Raw genomic sequence first — 15407 nt, forward strand, 5'->3', positions numbered from 1 at the left:
CGGTCCTCATCGGGTCGGGCTTTCATAGCAGCGGGCCAGCAGTTCCGCCTCGGTCAACCCTTCGGCGGCCAGGGTCTGCGTATGCACGCCGCCATGCAAAACCGCAATCCGGTCGCAAAGGCCAATCAGTTCCGGCAGGTCGGACGAGGCGATCAGCACCGCCACCCCCTGCGCGCTGAGGCCCCGGATCAGGCTGTAGATATCGAACTTCGCGCCCACATCGACGCCACGGGTCGGCTCGTCCAGCAGCAGCACCTTCGGCCGCCCCAGCAAGGCACGGGCGAACAGCACCTTCTGCTGATTGCCACCGCTCAACTGCCCCACCGGCTGCCCCGGCCCCCGCGCCTTCAGCCGCACCTCGGCCCCGCGTGCCGCCACCGCACCGCGTTCGGCCCGCCGGTCCAGAAACCCCAGCCGCGACAACGCGCCCAAGTGTGGCAAGCTGACGGTTTCCGCCAGCGCCCGCAGCAACATCACCCCCTCGGCCCGCCGCTCGCGCGGAACGTAAGCCAGCCCCTGCGCCCAGGTGCCCGCCGGAGTGACCGCCAGTGCCGCCCCCGCCAGTTCCACCCGCCCCCGCCGCGCCACCGCCCCGATCAGCGCCTTCAACGCCGCGTTGCGCCCCGATCCGGCAAGGCCCGCCAGCCCCACCACCTCGCCCGCCCGCAGATCAAGGTCCAGCGACGCCAGCCCAGCCGCCGCCAACCCCCGCACCGACAGCAGCACCGGCCCCAAAGCCGCCGTCTGTCGCGCCGGATACATGTCGCTCAATTCACGCCCGGTCATCGCATGGATTAGCCGCGCCTGATCGGTGTCGGCCCGCGCCTCGGTGCTGGTATGCGCGCCGTCGCGCAGCACCGTCACCCGGTCGGCCAGTGCCAACACCTCGTCCATCCGGTGCGAGACATACAAGACCCCCGCCCCCGCCGCCTTCAACCGCGCAATCGCCGTAAACAACCGCGCGGCCTCGGCCCCGGTCAGCGCCGCGGTCGGCTCGTCCAGCACATAAAGCCAGGGCGCAGGCCCCGAACCTTGCAGCAAGGTCGCGGCAATCCGCACCAGCATCTGATCGCCCGGCCCCAGCCGCGCCATCGGCACCCGGGCACCGATATGTCCGACCCCCAGCCGCTGCAACGCCGCCTCGGCCGCAAGATGCAGCGCCCGCCAGTCCACCAGCCCGAACCGTGTCGGATAGTCCCGCGCCAGATGCATGTTCTCGGCCACCGACAAGCCCGGCACCACCTGCAATTCCTGATGCAGGAACCGCAGCCCCGCCGCCTCGGCCGCCGCCGGACTGCCCAGCGTCAGCACCCGGCCGTCCAGCAAAATCTCGCCCGCATCCGCCCGTTCCAGCCCCGCCAGAATCCGGATCAGCGTGCTTTTCCCGGCACCGTTTTCCCCCATCAGCGCATGCACTTCGCCGCCGCGCAGCACCAGCCCCGCACCGTCCAGCGCACGCGCCGCACCATAGGTCTTGACCAGACCGGAAAGGCTCAATTGGGGCATGGGCAAACCAGAAACCGGCTTCGCATTCACCTTTGCTCAAATATCCCCGCCGGAGGCACCCAGCCCATCGGCAGGAGCCTCCGGCGGGGATATTTTCGCAAAGATGAAGCCGAAAGGCCTTATTTCGCGTCCTTCACATTGGCCGCGGTGATCAGCACGGTCGGCACATAGACCACGTTCTGCCGCAGCACCTCGCCCGCCAGCACGCGCGCAACGGTGTCGGCGGTGGTGCGGCCAATACCGGCAAAGTCCTGCGCCACCGAGGCTTCGAAATTGCCGCCCGCGGCGATGGCGTCGCGCGCCTGCGGATTGGCGTCGATACCGGTGATCACGATGCCTTCACCGCCACGCCCCGCCGCCTCGATCGCCTGCAAGGCACCCAGGGCAGGCTGGTCCCACGCCGCCCAGACCGCCTTGATGCTGCCCGGCTCGGGGTTGGCGGCCAGGATCGCCTCCATCTTGGCGCGGCTGTCGGCGATGCCGCCGTCATCGACGTTGGGAGTGATGCGGTCCAACACCTTGATGTCGGGGAAGTTGGCGAACACCGCATCGGCCACCACGCCGCGCACCTGCACCGGCGGGAAGGCGTCGAAGGTGAACATCACCACATTGCCCGCGCCCGCGATGCGATTGGCGACATAGACCGCGGTTTCGGCGGCCATCGCATAGCCGTTCGAGGTGACATTGGCGCGCACCAGCGGGTCGGTTCCGGCGTCCATGCCGATCACCGGAATGTTGGCCGCCGCAGCCGCGGCCAACCCCGCCCCCACCTGTGCCGGATCGACGTTGATCACGATGGCACTGACGCCTTGCGTCGTCACATCCTCCATCCGCGCGATCACCGCCGCCACGTCGCCCGCGGTGTCGATCACGTTGACTTCCCAGCCCAATTCGGCGGCACGGGCCTGAAACGCCTCGACATAGAACTGGGTGCCGGGCTGCGCGAGGTAGGGCGTGATCAGCGCCACCTTCTCGCCCTGCGCCACAGCCATGCTGGCCGAAAGGGCGGCGAAACCGGCCGCCATGATCGCCGCGCGCCGTGTGAACTGAAGTGCCATGGACCGTTCTCCCCTGGGGACAATTTGCTTGCGGGGCAATCTTTGGCAGGCCAGTCTGCCCGCGTCCAGCAATTTGCGTGAGAGCAGCGATATGTCCCGGCAGACCCTGATCGGCATCGACATCGGCACGACCTCGGTCAAGGCGGTGATGATCGGCACCGACGGGCAGCGGCTGGCGGAGAGCTGCGCACGTTACCCCACGTCGCACCCCGCAGCCGGGCTGGCCGAGCAGGACCCCGCCGACTGGTTGCGGCTGGTGCTGGCGGCATTAACCGATTTCGACCGTCACCCCGCACGCGGGGATCTGCGGGCGATCTGTCTGACTTCGCAGGTCAATACCCATGTTTTTGTCGATGCCGCCCTTGCGGTATTGCACCCGGCGCTGGTCTGGCAGGATGGCCGGGCGGCAGGTGCCGGGGTGGCGATTGATGCCGGGATTTCGGCGGCGGAAAAGATCGGCTGGCTGGGCGCGCCGATCCCGGTGGATGCCAGTCACGCGCTGGCGCGGATGGGGTGGATGGCCGACGCGCATCCCGAGCTTTGGGCGCAGACCGCGCATGTCTTGCTGCCGCGCGATTTCGTGCTGGCGCGGCTGTGCGGGCGGGTGGTCAGCGATCCGATCTCGGCGGTGGGGCTGGTGGGCACCGATCTGACCTATGCCGCGGCGCTGATTGCGCTTGTGCCGGGGGCGGCGGGGCGGTTGCCGCCATTGGCCGATCCGTTGGCGGTGGTGGGGCAGATCGGCAAGGGCTTTCCCTGCGCCGGGGTGCCGCTGGTCTTGGGCACCATGGACGCCTGGGCCAGCATGTTCGGGCTGGGTGTCGTCGCTGAAGGCCAGGCGATGTATCTGAGCGGCACCAGCGAGGTGCTGGGGCTGATCTCGGACATGGTGACCGCCGAGCCGGGGGTGATCACCTTTGCGCCGTGGTCCGGCATCACCCTGCATGCCGGGCCGACCCAAGGCGGTGGCGCCTCGCTGGGCTGGCTGTCGCGGCTGTTGGGCAGGCCCGAGGCGGAACTGGCGGCGATGGCCGCGCCGATCACCGCGCAAAGCCCGCTGTTTCTGCCGCATCTTTCAGGCGAACGCGCGCCCATCTGGGATGCGCAGGCGCGCGGCGCCTTTGCCGGGCTGACCTCGGGAACGGGGCCTGCCGAGATGGCGGCGGCGGTGCTGGAGGGGGTGGCGTTTTCGGCAAGGCTGGCGTTGGAGGCGTTGCAACGCTCGGGTGGCGTGGTGCCGGAAAGACTGCGCTGCGGTGGCGGCGGGGCGGCGTCAGACCGCTGGTGCCAGATCCGCGCCGATGCCTTGGGCCGCGTGTTGATCCGCATGCAGGGCAGCGACCCCGGAGCAGTTGGCGCGGCGGTGATGGCCGGGGTGGGCAGCGGCCTGATGCCCGATCTGGCGCAGGCAGCGCAGCGGCTGGTGCTGGAGGATCGGCGTTTTGTGCCCGACCCGCAGGCGGCAAAGCTGGCCGAAGCACGCTTTGCGCTCTGGCAGCAGCTTTACCAGCAGATGCGCCCGATCAACGCAGGCTTGGCCTAACGGGCCCGCGTCATCATCGGCGCCAGTGCCACCACCACGAGCAAGGCCAGAGCGGCAAAGCCGAAGGCCGCGCGCAGGCCAAAGGCGCCCGCAATGAAGCCCAGTGTCGGCGGCCCGAAGAAATAGCCGAAATACCCCAGCACCGTGGCCCGCGCCACCGCCCGCGCCCGCGCCTCGGGCGCCGCCATCTGCCCCACCAGTGAAAACGCCGTCGGCGCGACGACCGAGGCCCCCAGCCCCAGCACGATGAACCCGGCATAGGCCATCGCTGGCCCTGTCGCCGCCGCCGCCACCAGCGCCCCGAACGCCGCCAGCAGCGCCCCGCCGGTCAGCAGCATCCGCGCCGAGATGCGCGACAGCAGCCCCTGCCCCGCCAGCCGCGCCAGCCCCATGGTCAGCGCCATCACCGCAGGCCCCAGACTGCCCTGCGTCGGGCTGCCGCCAAGGGTCTTTTCGATATGCAAAGCCGACCAGTTCTCGGCGGCGTTTTCCGACAGGAAGGCGATCAGCACAATCGCCCCGCCGATCAGCGGCACCACGCCCAGACCGGCCACCTTTTCGCCCTTGGGTTTCTTCAACCCGACAATCCGGCCATCGCGCTCATAGGCCAGCAACGCCAACCCCACCGAAACCGCCGCCGCCGCCCCCAGCACCATGCCCGGCGTCCACCCCGCACCACGGGCAAGACCGGTGGCCAGCGCCCCCGCGGCATAGCCCAGCGAATAGGCGGCGTGGCACAGGTTCATCAGATGGATGCCGCGATCGTTTTCCAGTGCCGCGACGCGCGCGTTCATCAGCACGTCCAGCGTGCCGGTGCTGGCACCACAAGCCGCCATGCTCAGCGCGAACACCCACAAAACCGCCGCCTGCCCCGGCAGAAAGAACGCGCCAGCCATCGCCAGCATCCCCAAAGGCAGCGCCAGCCGCCCCAGCACCCCGGCGGTAAAAGGCGCTGCCAGCATTGCAGAAACCGCTGCCACCGGGGCTGCCAGCATCAGCAGACCCAGCGTCGCCTCGTTGATCCCCAGCATCGCCTTGGTGTCGGGCAACACCGCCGCAAAGCTGCCCCATAGCACGCCCATGGCGGCAAAAGCCGCCAGCGCCGGACGGGCGACAACAAGGGTGGACGAAAGGCGCATGAAGGGCTCCGGCGTGAAGGCAGACACCTACCCCGCGCCCATCAGACCGGCAAGCCTGCCCCCGACACGCGCCGGAACGGCGGCGACACCGATTCCCGCTTTCCTTTCGCGGCGAACTGGGCTAATGCCCCCCGGTCGCGCCATGCACCCTTGGAGGATGGCGGACTTATTAACAATGGAGAACCTCTATGACTGGTAAGATCCCGGATCTTAGCGTCGAGGTACGGATGGGGACAGGCAAGGGGGCCGCCCGTCAAGCTCGTCGTGAGGGCTACGTACCCGGCATCGTTTATGGCGACGGCAAAGAGCCGCAGGCCATCAACGTGAAATACTACACCCTGCTGAAGCGCCTGAAGGCCGGCCGCTTCCTGCAAACCCTGTTCAACCTCAAGATCGAGGGTCAGGACGACGTGCGCGTGATCTGCCGTGGCGTGCAGCGCGACGTGGTGAAAGACCTGCCGACGCATGTCGATTTCATGCGCCTGCATCAGGCCAGCCGGGTGAACCTGTTCATCCATGTGACCTTCATCAACCACGAAGCCTCGCCGGGCCTGAAACGCGGTGGCGCGCTGGTGGTGGTGCGGCCGGAAGTCGAACTGGAAGTGACCGCGGGCGATATTCCCGATCACATCACGGTTGACCTCGCGGGCCGCAACATCGGTGACGTGATCCACATCCAGGACGTGGTGCTGCCGGAAGGCGCCGCCCCGACCATCGACCGCAACTTCGTGATCGCCAACATCTCGGCGCCCTCGGGTCTGCGCTCGTCGGACAACGAAGGCGAAGAAGCCGAAGCCTGATCGGGTTTCAACGACATCAAGCGAAAGGCGCGGGCAGGGCAACCTCCCGCGCCTTTTGCTATGCCGCTGGCCCCTCCAGCATCGCCCGCAGGTGATAGGCGTGGCGCGGGTCGTCGGCCACCGGCCGCCCGGCCTTGGCACAAAGCTGCGCCAGATAATCCAGACAGCAATGCTGGTGCAGAAGCGCCACTCCCGGCAGCGCCATCGCCTGCGCGTGCACCGCATCAAAGACCGCGGCCTGCCGCAGCGCCGCGGCGTCGCGCTGTTCGTTGCGGTTGGTGGAATTGTAGTAGCTGTCGTTGTAACGGTCGCTCAGCGACACCGGCGACAGCGTGCCGCGCTTCAGCGCAAAGCTTTCCTCGCTGCGCAGCATGTAGTGGTTCATCTGCGCCGCCGTATGGCTGGCCAGCGCCCTTGGCAGCTTGCGCAGATAGCCGGTGCCAGCGGGAGGCCAGTCGGGCACCGCCACACCATCGCAATTCACCATGCCACAACCGGGGGCGCCGACCTTCGCAGGGGCAAGCCTCTTCGGCCCGTGTTCGCCCAGCGCGCCAAACCAGCCCGGCTGGCGGTGCAGCACCTTGACCCAGCGCGAGATCGGGTCGGCCAGCAGCCCCGCCCGTTGAAACTGCCGGTGCACCAGCCCCTCGGCCCAGTTCTGCCGCCCGCCGGTGCCGAACACCTTCCAGTTGATCGCCATCGCCAGAAACCCCGGATCGGCCGTGGGCAACAGATCGCTGATCCGGCCTTCGCCGCTGTGGATCACCAGAAACTCGTCAACATCGCAGACCAGCAGCCAGTCAGCCCCCGCCACTGCCGGATGCAGCTTGGCTGCCTTTAGCTTGCGCGGGGTGATCCTTTGCCCCGCCGGCACGTCGCAACGCAGATGCGTGACCCAGCCCGCCGATTGCAATGCGTCCAGCAGGTCGGGCGAATGGTCGGTGCAATCGTTGGTCACCACCACGATGTCGGTGAAACCGATCTGCCGATACCAGCACACCCATTCCAGCAGGAACGGCCCCTCGTTGCGCATCGAACAGACAACCGTGTACCGCAAGGCCCTGCCACCGTTACCAAACCAGCCGCCAGCCTGCGCCGGGCCGCAGCTTACGTCAAGCGCCGCAAGCCCTTGCGCTGGGGGGGCTGCATCGGCGAAACTGGCCTTACACGCAACGGCGGAAAGACCGGCATGAAACTCTTCGCAGGCCTCGGCAACCCCGGCGCGAAATACGCGGGCAACCGGCACAACATCGGCTTCATGGCGGTGGACCGGATCGCCGCCGACCACGGCTTTGGCCCCTGGCGGTCGCGGTTTCAGGGGCTGGCCGCCGAGGGCAGCTTGGGCGGTGAAAAGCTGGTGCTGCTGAAACCCGCCACCTTCATGAACCTGTCGGGCCAGTCGGTGGCCGAGGCGCTGCGGTTCTACAAGCTGACGCCCGCCGATCTGGTGGTGTTCCACGACGAGCTTGACCTCGCCCCCGGCAAGGCGCGGGTGAAACAGGGCGGCGGCCATGCCGGCCACAACGGCCTGCGCTCGATCCACGCCCATATCGGCGAGGCTTACGGCCGGGTGCGGCTGGGCATCGGCCATCCGGGGCACAAGGATGCGGTGGCGGCCTATGTGCTGAACGATTTCGCCAAGGCTGATGCGGACTGGCTGGAGGATTTGCTGCACGGCATCTCGGACGGTGCTGCCCTGCTGGCCGCAGGCGACGGCGCGCGCTTCCTGAATGCCTTGGCGCTGCGCACCGCCCCGCCGCGGGTTTCCAGCGGTGCTGCGGATCGGCAACGGGCGGGCGCGGCCTCACTTGGTGAGGCCGCGCCCGCCCCCGCCCCGACAATCGAGCCCGCCGACACCCGCACCCCGCTGCAACGCCTGACCGACCGCTTCCGATGAGCGCCGCCGCGGTGCTGGACAGTTTTCGGGCGCAGGCCATGGCTTGCGAAAATCACGGATCGCCCTTTGCCGCCCGGCTGCTGCGGCTGCTGACCAATCATCTTGCCCCCGGCACGCCACTGTCCGACCACATCCTGGGCTCGCCCGGCGACCCGACCACCCGCGGCGATGCGCTGGCGCTGCGGCTGGCGGCAGGGTTGCACGCGCTGGTGCTGTTGCAGCGCGACGCCGATTGGTCCCCGCCTAGGCCACGCCAGAAACCGACCTCTGGCCCGCCGTGCAGGCCGCACTTTTGCACCAACAGGCCTTCCTGCTGGACTGGCTGACCCGCCCGCCGCAAACCAACGAGCCGCGCCGGTCCGCCGTTCTAATCGCTGCCGCCCATTGGCTGACGGCGCGTTACCACCTGCCGCTGGTGCTTTCGGAACTGGGGGCCAGCGCCGGGGTCAACCTGATCTGGGATGCCTACGCGCTGGCGCTGCCGGGGCGGACGCTTGGCCCGGCCGATCCGGCGCTGACCCTGTCGCCCGACTGGCACGGGCCGCTGCCGCGGGCCACCCCGCCAAAGGTGATTGCCCGCGCCGGGGTGGACCTGAACCCGCTGGACCCCGAGCGCGACCGGCTGCGGCTGCTGGCCTATGTCTGGGCCGACCGGCTGACCCGGATGGACCGGGCGCTGCACGCCGTGGCCCGACTGCGGCCGCAGATCGAGCGCGCCGATGCGGTGGACTGGCTGCAAACCCGGCTGGCCACGCCGCGCCCGGGCGCGCTGCACCTGATCTTTCACACTGTCGCCTGGCAGTATTTCCCCGCGGCAGCGCAGGCGCGCGGCACGGCGATGCTGGCCGCAGCCGGTGCCCGCGCCACAGCCGCCGCACCGCTGGCGCATCTGGCGATGGAGGCCGATGCCACCCCGGGAAGTGCCGCGCTGACGCTGCACCTCTGGCCGGAAGACCGCCAGATCGCCCTTGGCCGGGCCGATTTCCATGGCCGCTGGCTCGACTGGCAAGCGCCGCCACATGACGCGGGGCTTGCGCCAAACGCGGTGCCGTGATCCCTTGGGCTGACCCAAACGAGGTTTGTCCGATGCCGAAACTGCTCGGTCGCCTGCTGCGACTGGTTCTGCTGCTGGCCGTGGTGACGGCCGGCGTTGCCTTCTGGAAACGCGAAGAGGTCACCCGGCTTTACGCGGTAATGACGCTGTTCGAACCCGACCGCATCGTGCAGAACTTCAGCCACATGGACGCGGCCTTCCTGTCGGTGCCGCTGTACATTGGCACCACAGCGCCTTTGCCGCTGCCCCCCGGCCCGGCCGCGACGCTGCCCGCCGAAACCGACGCCTGGGTGGCAGACCGGGCGATCACCGCGCTGGTGGTGCTGAAAGGCGGCCAGTTAGTGCATGAAAGCTATTACCTCGGCACCGGGCCGCTGGACCGGCGCATCTCGTGGTCGGTGGCGAAAAGCTTTCTGTCGGCGCTGCTGGGGATCGAACTGGCCGAGGGCAAGATTGCCAGCCTCGACGATCCGGTGACGAAATACGCGCCGCAACTGGTCGGCTCGGCCTACGAAGGCGCCAGCATCCGCAACGTGCTGAACATGGCCTCGGGGGTGAAGTTTGACGAGGATTACCTGGCGTTCTTCAGCGATATCAACAAGATGGGCAGGGTCATCGGCTTGGGCGGCTCGCTGGACGACTTTGCCGCCGGTCTAAGCGAACGCAGCGCACCACCCGGCACGGCCTGGCAATATGTCTCGATCGACACGCATGTGCTGGGCATGGTGATCCGCGGTGCAACCGGGCGCGAGATCCCCGACCTCATGTCGGAAAAGCTGCTGGTGCCGCTGGGGCTGGAGGTGGCACCCTATTACGTCACCGACGGGCTAAGGCAGGCTTTCGTGCTGGGCGGGCTGAACCTGATCACCCGCGATTACGCCCGTTTCGGCCTGCTGTTCGCCAATGGAGGCGCAGCAAACGGCCAGCAGATCGTGCCCGCCGACTGGGTGGAGGCTTCGACCAAGGCCACGGCCCCGACAGCCTCCGGTGCCATCGGCTATGGCTTCCAGTGGTGGGTGCCCGAAGGGGCCGCCCCGGGCGAGTTCATGGCGCGCGGCGTCTATGGCCAGTATATATACGTCAACCGTGGCCTGGGCGTGGTGATTGCGGTCAATGCCGCCGACCGCGGCTTTACCGCCCCCGGTGTTGCCGAAGCCAACGTCGCGATGTTTCGTGCAATCGCCAACAGCCTGTAGGAGAACCCCATGCAAGACCCCTCGGTGAACGTGCTTGGCGGCGTGTTGCAGCCCTGCTCGACCACACCGCTGACCGGATTTTTCCGCAACGGCTGCTGCGATACCGGCCCGTCGGACCGTGGGCAGCACACGGTCTGCGCGGTGATGACGGCGGAATTTCTGGCGCTGTCGAAATACCTTGGCAACGACCTGTCCACGCCGCACCCCGAATACGGCTTTGCCGGGCTGAAACCCGGCGACCGCTGGTGCCTGTGCGCGGGGCGGTTTCTGCAAGCGCATGACGAGGGGGCGGCGCCGCAGGTCAACCTTACCGCCACCCATGCCCGCACGCTGGACGTGGTGCCGCTGGAGGTGCTGCGGCTTTACGCGACCGACTGACCGCCCGCTCATCAGCCCTGACAGGCTTCTTCGCTGGCAGAAAGCGATGAAAGGCCGTCAGGGCTTGAAGAGCGCCCGCTCAGATCTTCATGTCAAAGCCAAGGTGCTTGGCCACCGTGAAGATGTCCTTGTCGCCCCGGCCACACATGTTCATCACGATGATATGGTCGTGCGGCAGGGTGGGGGCGATCTTCATCACATGCGCAAGGGCATGGCTCGGCTCCAGCGCCGGGATGATGCCCTCCAGCTTGCACGACAACTGAAACGCCTCCAGCGCCTCGGCATCGGTGATGCTGACGTATTTCGCCCGCCCGGTGTCGTGCAGCCAGGAATGTTCCGGCCCGATGCCGGGGTAATCGAGGCCCGCGGAAATCGAGAACCCTTCCAGAATCTGCCCGTCATCGTCCTGCAACAGATAGGTGCGGTTGCCATGCAGCACGCCAGGGCGACCGCCGGTCAGGGACGCGCAATGCTGCATCCGGTCATCGACGCCCTTGCCCCCCGCCTCGACGCCGATGATGTTCACCGACGGGTCATCGAGGAACGGATAGAACAGCCCCATGGCGTTCGACCCGCCGCCGATGGCCGCAATCAGCGTGTCGGGCAGGCGACCCGCGCCTTCCTGTTCGGCCAGTTGCCAGCGCACTTCCTTGCCGATGATGGATTGGAAATCGCGCACCATCGCCGGATAGGGATGTGGCCCCGCCACCGTGCCGATGCAATAGAAGGTGTCGCGCACATTGGTCACCCAGTCGCGCAGCGCGTCGTTCATCGCATCCTTCAGCGTGCCGCGGCCCGAGGTTACGGGGATCACCTCGGCGCCCAAAAGCCGCATGCGGAAGACGTTGGGCGCCTGGCGTTCGACATCATGCGCGCCCATGTAAACCACGCATTGCAGCCCGAACTTGGCGCAGACCGTGGCCGTCGCCACCCCATGCTGCCCCGCGCCGGTTTCGGCGATGATCCGGGTCTTGCCCATGCGGCGGGCCAGAATGATCTGCCCCAGCACGTTGTTGATCTTGTGCGCGCCGGTGTGGTTCAACTCGTCGCGCTTGAGGTAGATTTTCGCGCCGCCGAGATGCTTGGTCAGCCGCTCGGCATAATACAGCGGGCTGGGGCGACCGACGTAGTGCTTCCACAGCCAGTCCATCTCGGCCCAGAAGGTCGGGTCGGTCTTGGCAAATTCATAGCGCGCCTCCAGATCGAGGATCAGCGGCATCAGGGTTTCCGAAACGAACCGCCCGCCGAACAGGCCGAACCGCCCCTGCTCGTCCGGGCCGGTCATGTAGCTGTTGATCGAAGCGTCGGCCATGCTGGTCATCCCCTGAATGCGTTGCGCCCGTGTCTATCGCAAGGCCGGGGCGAAGAAAACCACATCGCGCAACCGGCCGACCTCGTGCATCATCTGTTCTCAAATATCCCCGCCGGAGGCTCCTGCGGATGGGCCGGGTGCCTCCGGCGGGGATATTTTTCCAGAGAAGAATTGAAAAGGCGTCAGACCCGGGCGGTGCGCACGAAGGCTGCCATGCGGGCATGGTCCTTGATGCCTGGCGCACTTTCCACGCCCGAGGACACATCGACCTGCCGCGCATTGGTCAGCCTTATCGCCTCGGCGACGTTTTCCGGAGTCAGGCCACCCGCCAGCATCCAGGGCCGCAGCCAGCGGCGTTGGGCGACCAGCCGCCAGTCGAAGGCCAGACCATTGCCGCCGGGCAGGGCGGCGTCTTTGGGCGGTTTGGCGTCGATCAGCAACTGGTCGGCCACCAGCGAATAGTCGAAGGTCGCCGCAAGGTCGCCCTCATCGGCCACGCCCACCGCCTTCATCACCGGCAGGCCATAGCGGGCGCGCACTTCGGCCACGCGGTCGGGCGATTCGTGCCCGTGCAGTTGCAGCATGTCCAGCGGCATCGCCTCGGTGATGGCGTCCAGCGTCGCGTCATCGGCATCGACGGTCAGCGCCACCTTGGCCAGCCCGACCGGGGCCGCCAGTGCCAGCAGACGCGCCTGCGGCAGTTCAAGGTTGCGCGGTGACTTGGCGAAGAACACGAGGCCGATATAGGCCACCCCTGCCGAAGCGGCAGCCGCCACATCGGCTTCGGTCCGCAGACCGCAGATTTTCACGCGGATTTCGGCCAAGTCAGCTGGCCTTGCGCTGGCCCGACAGCAGCGTCAACACCTCGTCCTGCACGGCGGGCTTGGCGGTGCCGCCCCGCACCTGCGACAATTCACGCTCCAGCCGGGCGGCCTCGCGGGTCTTGGCATTGGCGCGCGAGCGGAACTTGTGCTCGCGGAACCATTCCAGCACAAAACCGATCAAGAGGCCCACCACCATACCGGCAAAGATCACCAGATACAGCGGAAGTTCCAGCGACCAGTTGCGGCCCAGCACATCAGCGATATCGGGCGGCAGCGCCGTTACCGGCACCGGCCCGCGATTGGCCATGGCCACCGTCACCAGAACGATCGCCACCACGGCGAGAAACGCATAGCGCAACAATCTCATCATCGGTTCCGCATCGCCCCCGTTGGGCCGCTGGCACCCGTCACTTGCTGTTCAGACGGTCCCGCAGCAGTTTGCCGGTCTTGAAGAACGGCACTTTCTTGTCCTCAACCTCGACCGCCTCGCCGGTCCGCGGGTTGCGCCCCACTCTGGCATCGCGGGCCTTGACCGAGAATGCGCCGAAACCGCGCAGTTCGACCCGGTCACCCTTGGCCAACGCCTCGATGATCTCTTCGAACACCGTATTCACGATGCGCTCGACATGGCGTTGCGTCAGATGCGGGTTCTCGTCCGCGATTTTCTGGATCAGTTCCGAACGGATCATCCGAAGTATCCCCCCTGTGGCGCCTTGCAGCCCGGGCCACGTTTTCCTGTTCACTCGACTATAGGCATAAAATTTCAGCACACAAACAGGAAAAGTCATGCCCCAGCGGCCAGTTAGCGCGTAGGGGCGGTGAAATGCAACAGGCCCCGCCTTTCAGCAGGGCCTGCGTTCCATTGCCGGGGCCATTGCCGGGGCGATGGATCAGTTCTTGTCGCCTTTCAGCGCCGCACCAAGGATGTCGCCCAGCGAGGCGCCCGAATCGGACGAACCATACTGTTCGACGGCCTCTTTCTCTTCGGCGATCTCTTTCGCCTTGATCGAAAGGCCCAGACGGCGGGTCTTGCTGTCGACGTTGGTGACGCGGGCATCGACCTTGTCACCGACCTGGAAACGCTCGGGGCGCTGGTCGGCACGGTCGCGGCTGAGGTCGCTGCGACGGATGAAAGCCTTCATGCCGTTGTAATCGACCTCGATGCCGCCTTCTTCGATGGCAGTCACGTTGCAGGTGATCACCGAGCCACGCTTCACGCCGTCAACGGCATCCGAGAAGGTATCGTCGCCAAGTGCCTTGACCGACAGCGAGATCCGCTCTTTTTCCACATCCACTTCCGTGACGGCGGCCTTGACCGTATCGCCCTTGCGGTAGTTCTGGATGGCGTCTTCGCCGCGCTGATCCCACGACAGGTCCGACAAATGGACCATGCCGTCGATGTCGTTGTCGAGGCCAATGAACAGACCGAATTCGGTGATGTTCTTGACTTCGCCTTCGATCGACGAGCCGACCGGATGGTTCTCGGCAAACACTTCCCACGGGTTGCGCTGGGTCTGCTTGAGGCCGAGGGAAACCCGACGCTTGGCGCTGTCGATTTCCAGAACCATGACGTCGACTTCCTGGCTGGTCGAGACGATCTTGCCGGGGTGGACGTTTTTCTTGGTCCATGACATTTCGGAAACGTGCACCAGGCCTTCGACGCCCGGCTCCAGTTCCACGAACGCGCCGTAGTCGGTGATGTTGGTGACACGGCCCTTGTGCACCGAATGAAGCGGATAGGCGGTTTCAACGGCATCCCACGGATCGGATTGCAGTTGCTTCATCCCGAGGCTGATGCGGTGGGTGTCCTTGTTGATCTTGATGACCTGAACCTTGACGGTCTCGCCAATCGCCAGGATCTCCGACGGATGGTTGACGCGGCGCCAGGCCATGTCGGTGACGTGCAGCAAGCCGTCCACGCCGCCCAAGTCAACGAACGCACCGTATTCGGTGATGTTCTTGACCACGCCGTCGATCGACTGGCCTTCGGTCAGGTTGCCGATGACTTCGGCGCGCTGCTCGGCACGGCTTTCTTCCAGAATGGCGCGGCGCGACACCACGATGTTGCCACGGCGACGGTCCATCTTCAAAATCTGGAACGGCTGCTTCATGCCCATCAGCGGGCCCGCATCACGCACCGGACGCACATCGACCTGCGAACCGGGAAGGAACGCCACGGCGCCGCCCAGATCGACGGTAAAGCCGCCCTTGACCCGCCCGAAGATCGCGCCATCGACGCGGGTTTCGTCGGCATAGGCTTTTTCCAGCCGGTCCCAGGCTTCTTCGCGCTTGGCCTTGTCGCGGCTGATCTGCGCTTCGCCGCGCGAGTTTTCCACGCGGTCAAGATACACTTCGACCTCGTCGCCAACGGCGATCTCGACGTTGCCCGACAGATCGGCAAATTCTTTCAGATCGACGCGGCCTTCCATCTTGTAGCCGACGTCGATGATGGCCTGACCCGCTTCAATCGCGATGACCCGGCCTTTGACAACAGACCCCTCCTCGGGGGTGTCAATCTCGAAGCTTTCCTTCAACAGGGCTTCGAATTCTTCCATGGAAGCTTTAGCGCACATGCAGTTTTGATCCTTTTCATACGTTTTCACTGGCCATGCGGTTGGCTCCGCCGGTCTTGTCTGCCCGATGCAGGAAATCATCGCCGGAAAACCGGCCGTAACGACTCTGCCACAGGATTGGGGGCCT

The 15407-nt window shown here is 66.5% G+C and carries 16 protein-coding genes; 7 read left to right on the plus strand and 9 right to left on the minus strand.

From position 1 onward, the window contains the following. Positions 1-6: 6 nt before the first annotated feature. A complete protein-coding gene (locus RSW2DRAFT_RS00315) occupies positions 7-1506 on the minus strand; it encodes a sugar ABC transporter ATP-binding protein (protein ID WP_008026875.1) in 1500 nt (499 codons plus the stop codon). A 119-nt stretch (positions 1507-1625) separates the two neighbouring features. Next, positions 1626-2564, minus strand: a complete 939-nt coding sequence (locus RSW2DRAFT_RS00320; RefSeq protein ID WP_008026878.1) for a substrate-binding domain-containing protein — start codon at positions 2562-2564, stop codon at positions 1626-1628. 91 nt (positions 2565-2655) lie between these two features. Here RSW2DRAFT_RS00320 and RSW2DRAFT_RS00325 point away from each other — a divergent pair, with 91 nt between their 5' ends. Then, positions 2656-4107, plus strand: a complete 1452-nt coding sequence (locus RSW2DRAFT_RS00325) for a xylulokinase (RefSeq protein ID WP_008026880.1) — start codon at positions 2656-2658, stop codon at positions 4105-4107. Here RSW2DRAFT_RS00325 and RSW2DRAFT_RS00330 read toward each other — a convergent pair. Continuing rightward, the gene (locus tag RSW2DRAFT_RS00330) at positions 4104-5246 is read right to left on the minus strand and encodes an MFS transporter (protein WP_008026881.1); all 1143 of its coding nucleotides are present in this window, start codon (positions 5244-5246) and stop codon (positions 4104-4106) included. The two genes, RSW2DRAFT_RS00325 and RSW2DRAFT_RS00330, sit on opposite strands and share 4 nt — an antisense overlap. 188 nt (positions 5247-5434) lie before the next feature. On the opposite strand from RSW2DRAFT_RS00330, the gene RSW2DRAFT_RS00335 reads away from it, so the two are divergent. Further along, positions 5435-6046: a 50S ribosomal protein L25/general stress protein Ctc gene (locus RSW2DRAFT_RS00335; RefSeq protein WP_008026883.1), complete on the plus strand. Its 612-nt coding sequence runs from the start codon at positions 5435-5437 to the stop codon at positions 6044-6046. Between the two features lie 58 nt (positions 6047-6104). Here the strand turns inward: RSW2DRAFT_RS00335 and RSW2DRAFT_RS00340 are convergent, their stop codons facing one another. Continuing rightward, positions 6105-7103, minus strand: a complete 999-nt coding sequence (locus RSW2DRAFT_RS00340; protein WP_040671360.1) for a glycosyltransferase family 2 protein — start codon at positions 7101-7103, stop codon at positions 6105-6107. 132 nt (positions 7104-7235) lie between these two features. On the opposite strand from RSW2DRAFT_RS00340, the gene pth reads away from it, so the two are divergent. Genes pth through RSW2DRAFT_RS00360 form a run of 5 tightly spaced genes read left to right on the plus strand, consistent with a single transcriptional unit; the run spans position 7236 to position 10571 of the window. Next, positions 7236-7943: an aminoacyl-tRNA hydrolase gene (gene pth / locus RSW2DRAFT_RS00345; protein ID WP_008026887.1), complete on the plus strand. Its 708-nt coding sequence runs from the start codon at positions 7236-7238 to the stop codon at positions 7941-7943. Then, the gene (locus RSW2DRAFT_RS18655) at positions 7940-8269 is read left to right on the plus strand and encodes a DUF2332 family protein (RefSeq protein ID WP_008026889.1); all 330 of its coding nucleotides are present in this window, start codon (positions 7940-7942) and stop codon (positions 8267-8269) included. The genes pth and RSW2DRAFT_RS18655 overlap by 4 nt, the downstream gene beginning before the upstream one ends. Further along, a complete protein-coding gene (locus tag RSW2DRAFT_RS00350; protein ID WP_008026891.1) occupies positions 8236-8997 on the plus strand; it encodes a DUF2332 domain-containing protein in 762 nt (253 codons plus the stop codon). The genes RSW2DRAFT_RS18655 and RSW2DRAFT_RS00350 overlap by 34 nt, the downstream gene beginning before the upstream one ends. A 32-nt stretch (positions 8998-9029) precedes the next feature. Continuing rightward, positions 9030-10193, plus strand: coding sequence for a serine hydrolase domain-containing protein (locus tag RSW2DRAFT_RS00355; protein WP_008026893.1), 1164 nt, complete (start codon positions 9030-9032; stop codon positions 10191-10193). Positions 10194-10202: 9 nt separating this feature from the next. Then, complete coding sequence (locus tag RSW2DRAFT_RS00360) at positions 10203-10571, plus strand: DUF2237 family protein (protein WP_008026895.1); 369 nt, start codon at positions 10203-10205, stop codon at positions 10569-10571. 79 nt (positions 10572-10650) lie between these two features. Here the strand turns inward: RSW2DRAFT_RS00360 and trpB are convergent, their stop codons facing one another. The 5 genes from trpB to rpsA all read right to left on the minus strand — a co-directional run bounded on the left by trpB (position 10651) and on the right by rpsA (position 15361). Beyond that, positions 10651-11883 (minus strand): tryptophan synthase subunit beta, encoded by a 1233-nt coding sequence (trpB, locus tag RSW2DRAFT_RS00365; RefSeq protein WP_008026897.1) that lies wholly within the window; start codon positions 11881-11883, stop codon positions 10651-10653. 182 nt (positions 11884-12065) lie between these two features. Continuing rightward, positions 12066-12707, minus strand: coding sequence for a phosphoribosylanthranilate isomerase (locus RSW2DRAFT_RS00370; RefSeq protein WP_008026899.1), 642 nt, complete (start codon positions 12705-12707; stop codon positions 12066-12068). 1 nt (position 12708) lies between these two features. Then, complete coding sequence (locus RSW2DRAFT_RS00375) at positions 12709-13074, minus strand: LapA family protein (protein WP_008026900.1); 366 nt, start codon at positions 13072-13074, stop codon at positions 12709-12711. A gap of 40 nt (positions 13075-13114) precedes the next feature. Further along, positions 13115-13396: an integration host factor subunit beta gene (gene ihfB / locus RSW2DRAFT_RS00380; RefSeq protein WP_008026902.1), complete on the minus strand. Its 282-nt coding sequence runs from the start codon at positions 13394-13396 to the stop codon at positions 13115-13117. Between the two features lie 201 nt (positions 13397-13597). After that, positions 13598-15361 carry a 30S ribosomal protein S1 gene (rpsA, locus tag RSW2DRAFT_RS00385; protein ID WP_269629010.1) on the minus strand — a complete coding sequence of 588 codons (1764 nt, stop codon included), beginning with the start codon at positions 15359-15361 and terminating at the stop codon, positions 13598-13600. Between the last annotated feature and the right edge of the window lie 46 nt (positions 15362-15407).

Origin of the sequence: Rhodobacter ferrooxidans (assembly GCF_000176015.1) — a bacterium.
GTDB classification, from domain to species: domain Bacteria; phylum Pseudomonadota; class Alphaproteobacteria; order Rhodobacterales; family Rhodobacteraceae; genus Pseudorhodobacter_B; species Pseudorhodobacter_B ferrooxidans.

Coding starts and splice junctions, on each gene's coding strand:
- ihfB (WP_008026902.1), bottom strand. CDS start 13,396: ATGATCCGTTCGGAACTGATCCAGAAAATCGCGGACGAGAACCCGCAT.
- RSW2DRAFT_RS00315 (WP_008026875.1), bottom strand. CDS start 1,506: ATGCCCCAATTGAGCCTTTCCGGTCTGGTCAAGACCTATGGTGCGGCG.
- RSW2DRAFT_RS00325 (WP_008026880.1), top strand. CDS start 2,656: ATGTCCCGGCAGACCCTGATCGGCATCGACATCGGCACGACCTCGGTC.
- RSW2DRAFT_RS18655 (WP_008026889.1), top strand. CDS start 7,940: ATGAGCGCCGCCGCGGTGCTGGACAGTTTTCGGGCGCAGGCCATGGCT.
- rpsA (WP_269629010.1), bottom strand. CDS start 15,361: ATGATTTCCTGCATCGGGCAGACAAGACCGGCGGAGCCAACCGCATGG.
- trpB (WP_008026897.1), bottom strand. CDS start 11,883: ATGGCCGACGCTTCGATCAACAGCTACATGACCGGCCCGGACGAGCAG.
- RSW2DRAFT_RS00360 (WP_008026895.1), top strand. CDS start 10,203: ATGCAAGACCCCTCGGTGAACGTGCTTGGCGGCGTGTTGCAGCCCTGC.
- RSW2DRAFT_RS00375 (WP_008026900.1), bottom strand. CDS start 13,074: ATGAGATTGTTGCGCTATGCGTTTCTCGCCGTGGTGGCGATCGTTCTG.
- RSW2DRAFT_RS00335 (WP_008026883.1), top strand. CDS start 5,435: ATGACTGGTAAGATCCCGGATCTTAGCGTCGAGGTACGGATGGGGACA.
- RSW2DRAFT_RS00330 (WP_008026881.1), bottom strand. CDS start 5,246: ATGCGCCTTTCGTCCACCCTTGTTGTCGCCCGTCCGGCGCTGGCGGCT.
- RSW2DRAFT_RS00355 (WP_008026893.1), top strand. CDS start 9,030: ATGCCGAAACTGCTCGGTCGCCTGCTGCGACTGGTTCTGCTGCTGGCC.
- RSW2DRAFT_RS00320 (WP_008026878.1), bottom strand. CDS start 2,564: ATGGCACTTCAGTTCACACGGCGCGCGGCGATCATGGCGGCCGGTTTC.
- pth (WP_008026887.1), top strand. CDS start 7,236: ATGAAACTCTTCGCAGGCCTCGGCAACCCCGGCGCGAAATACGCGGGC.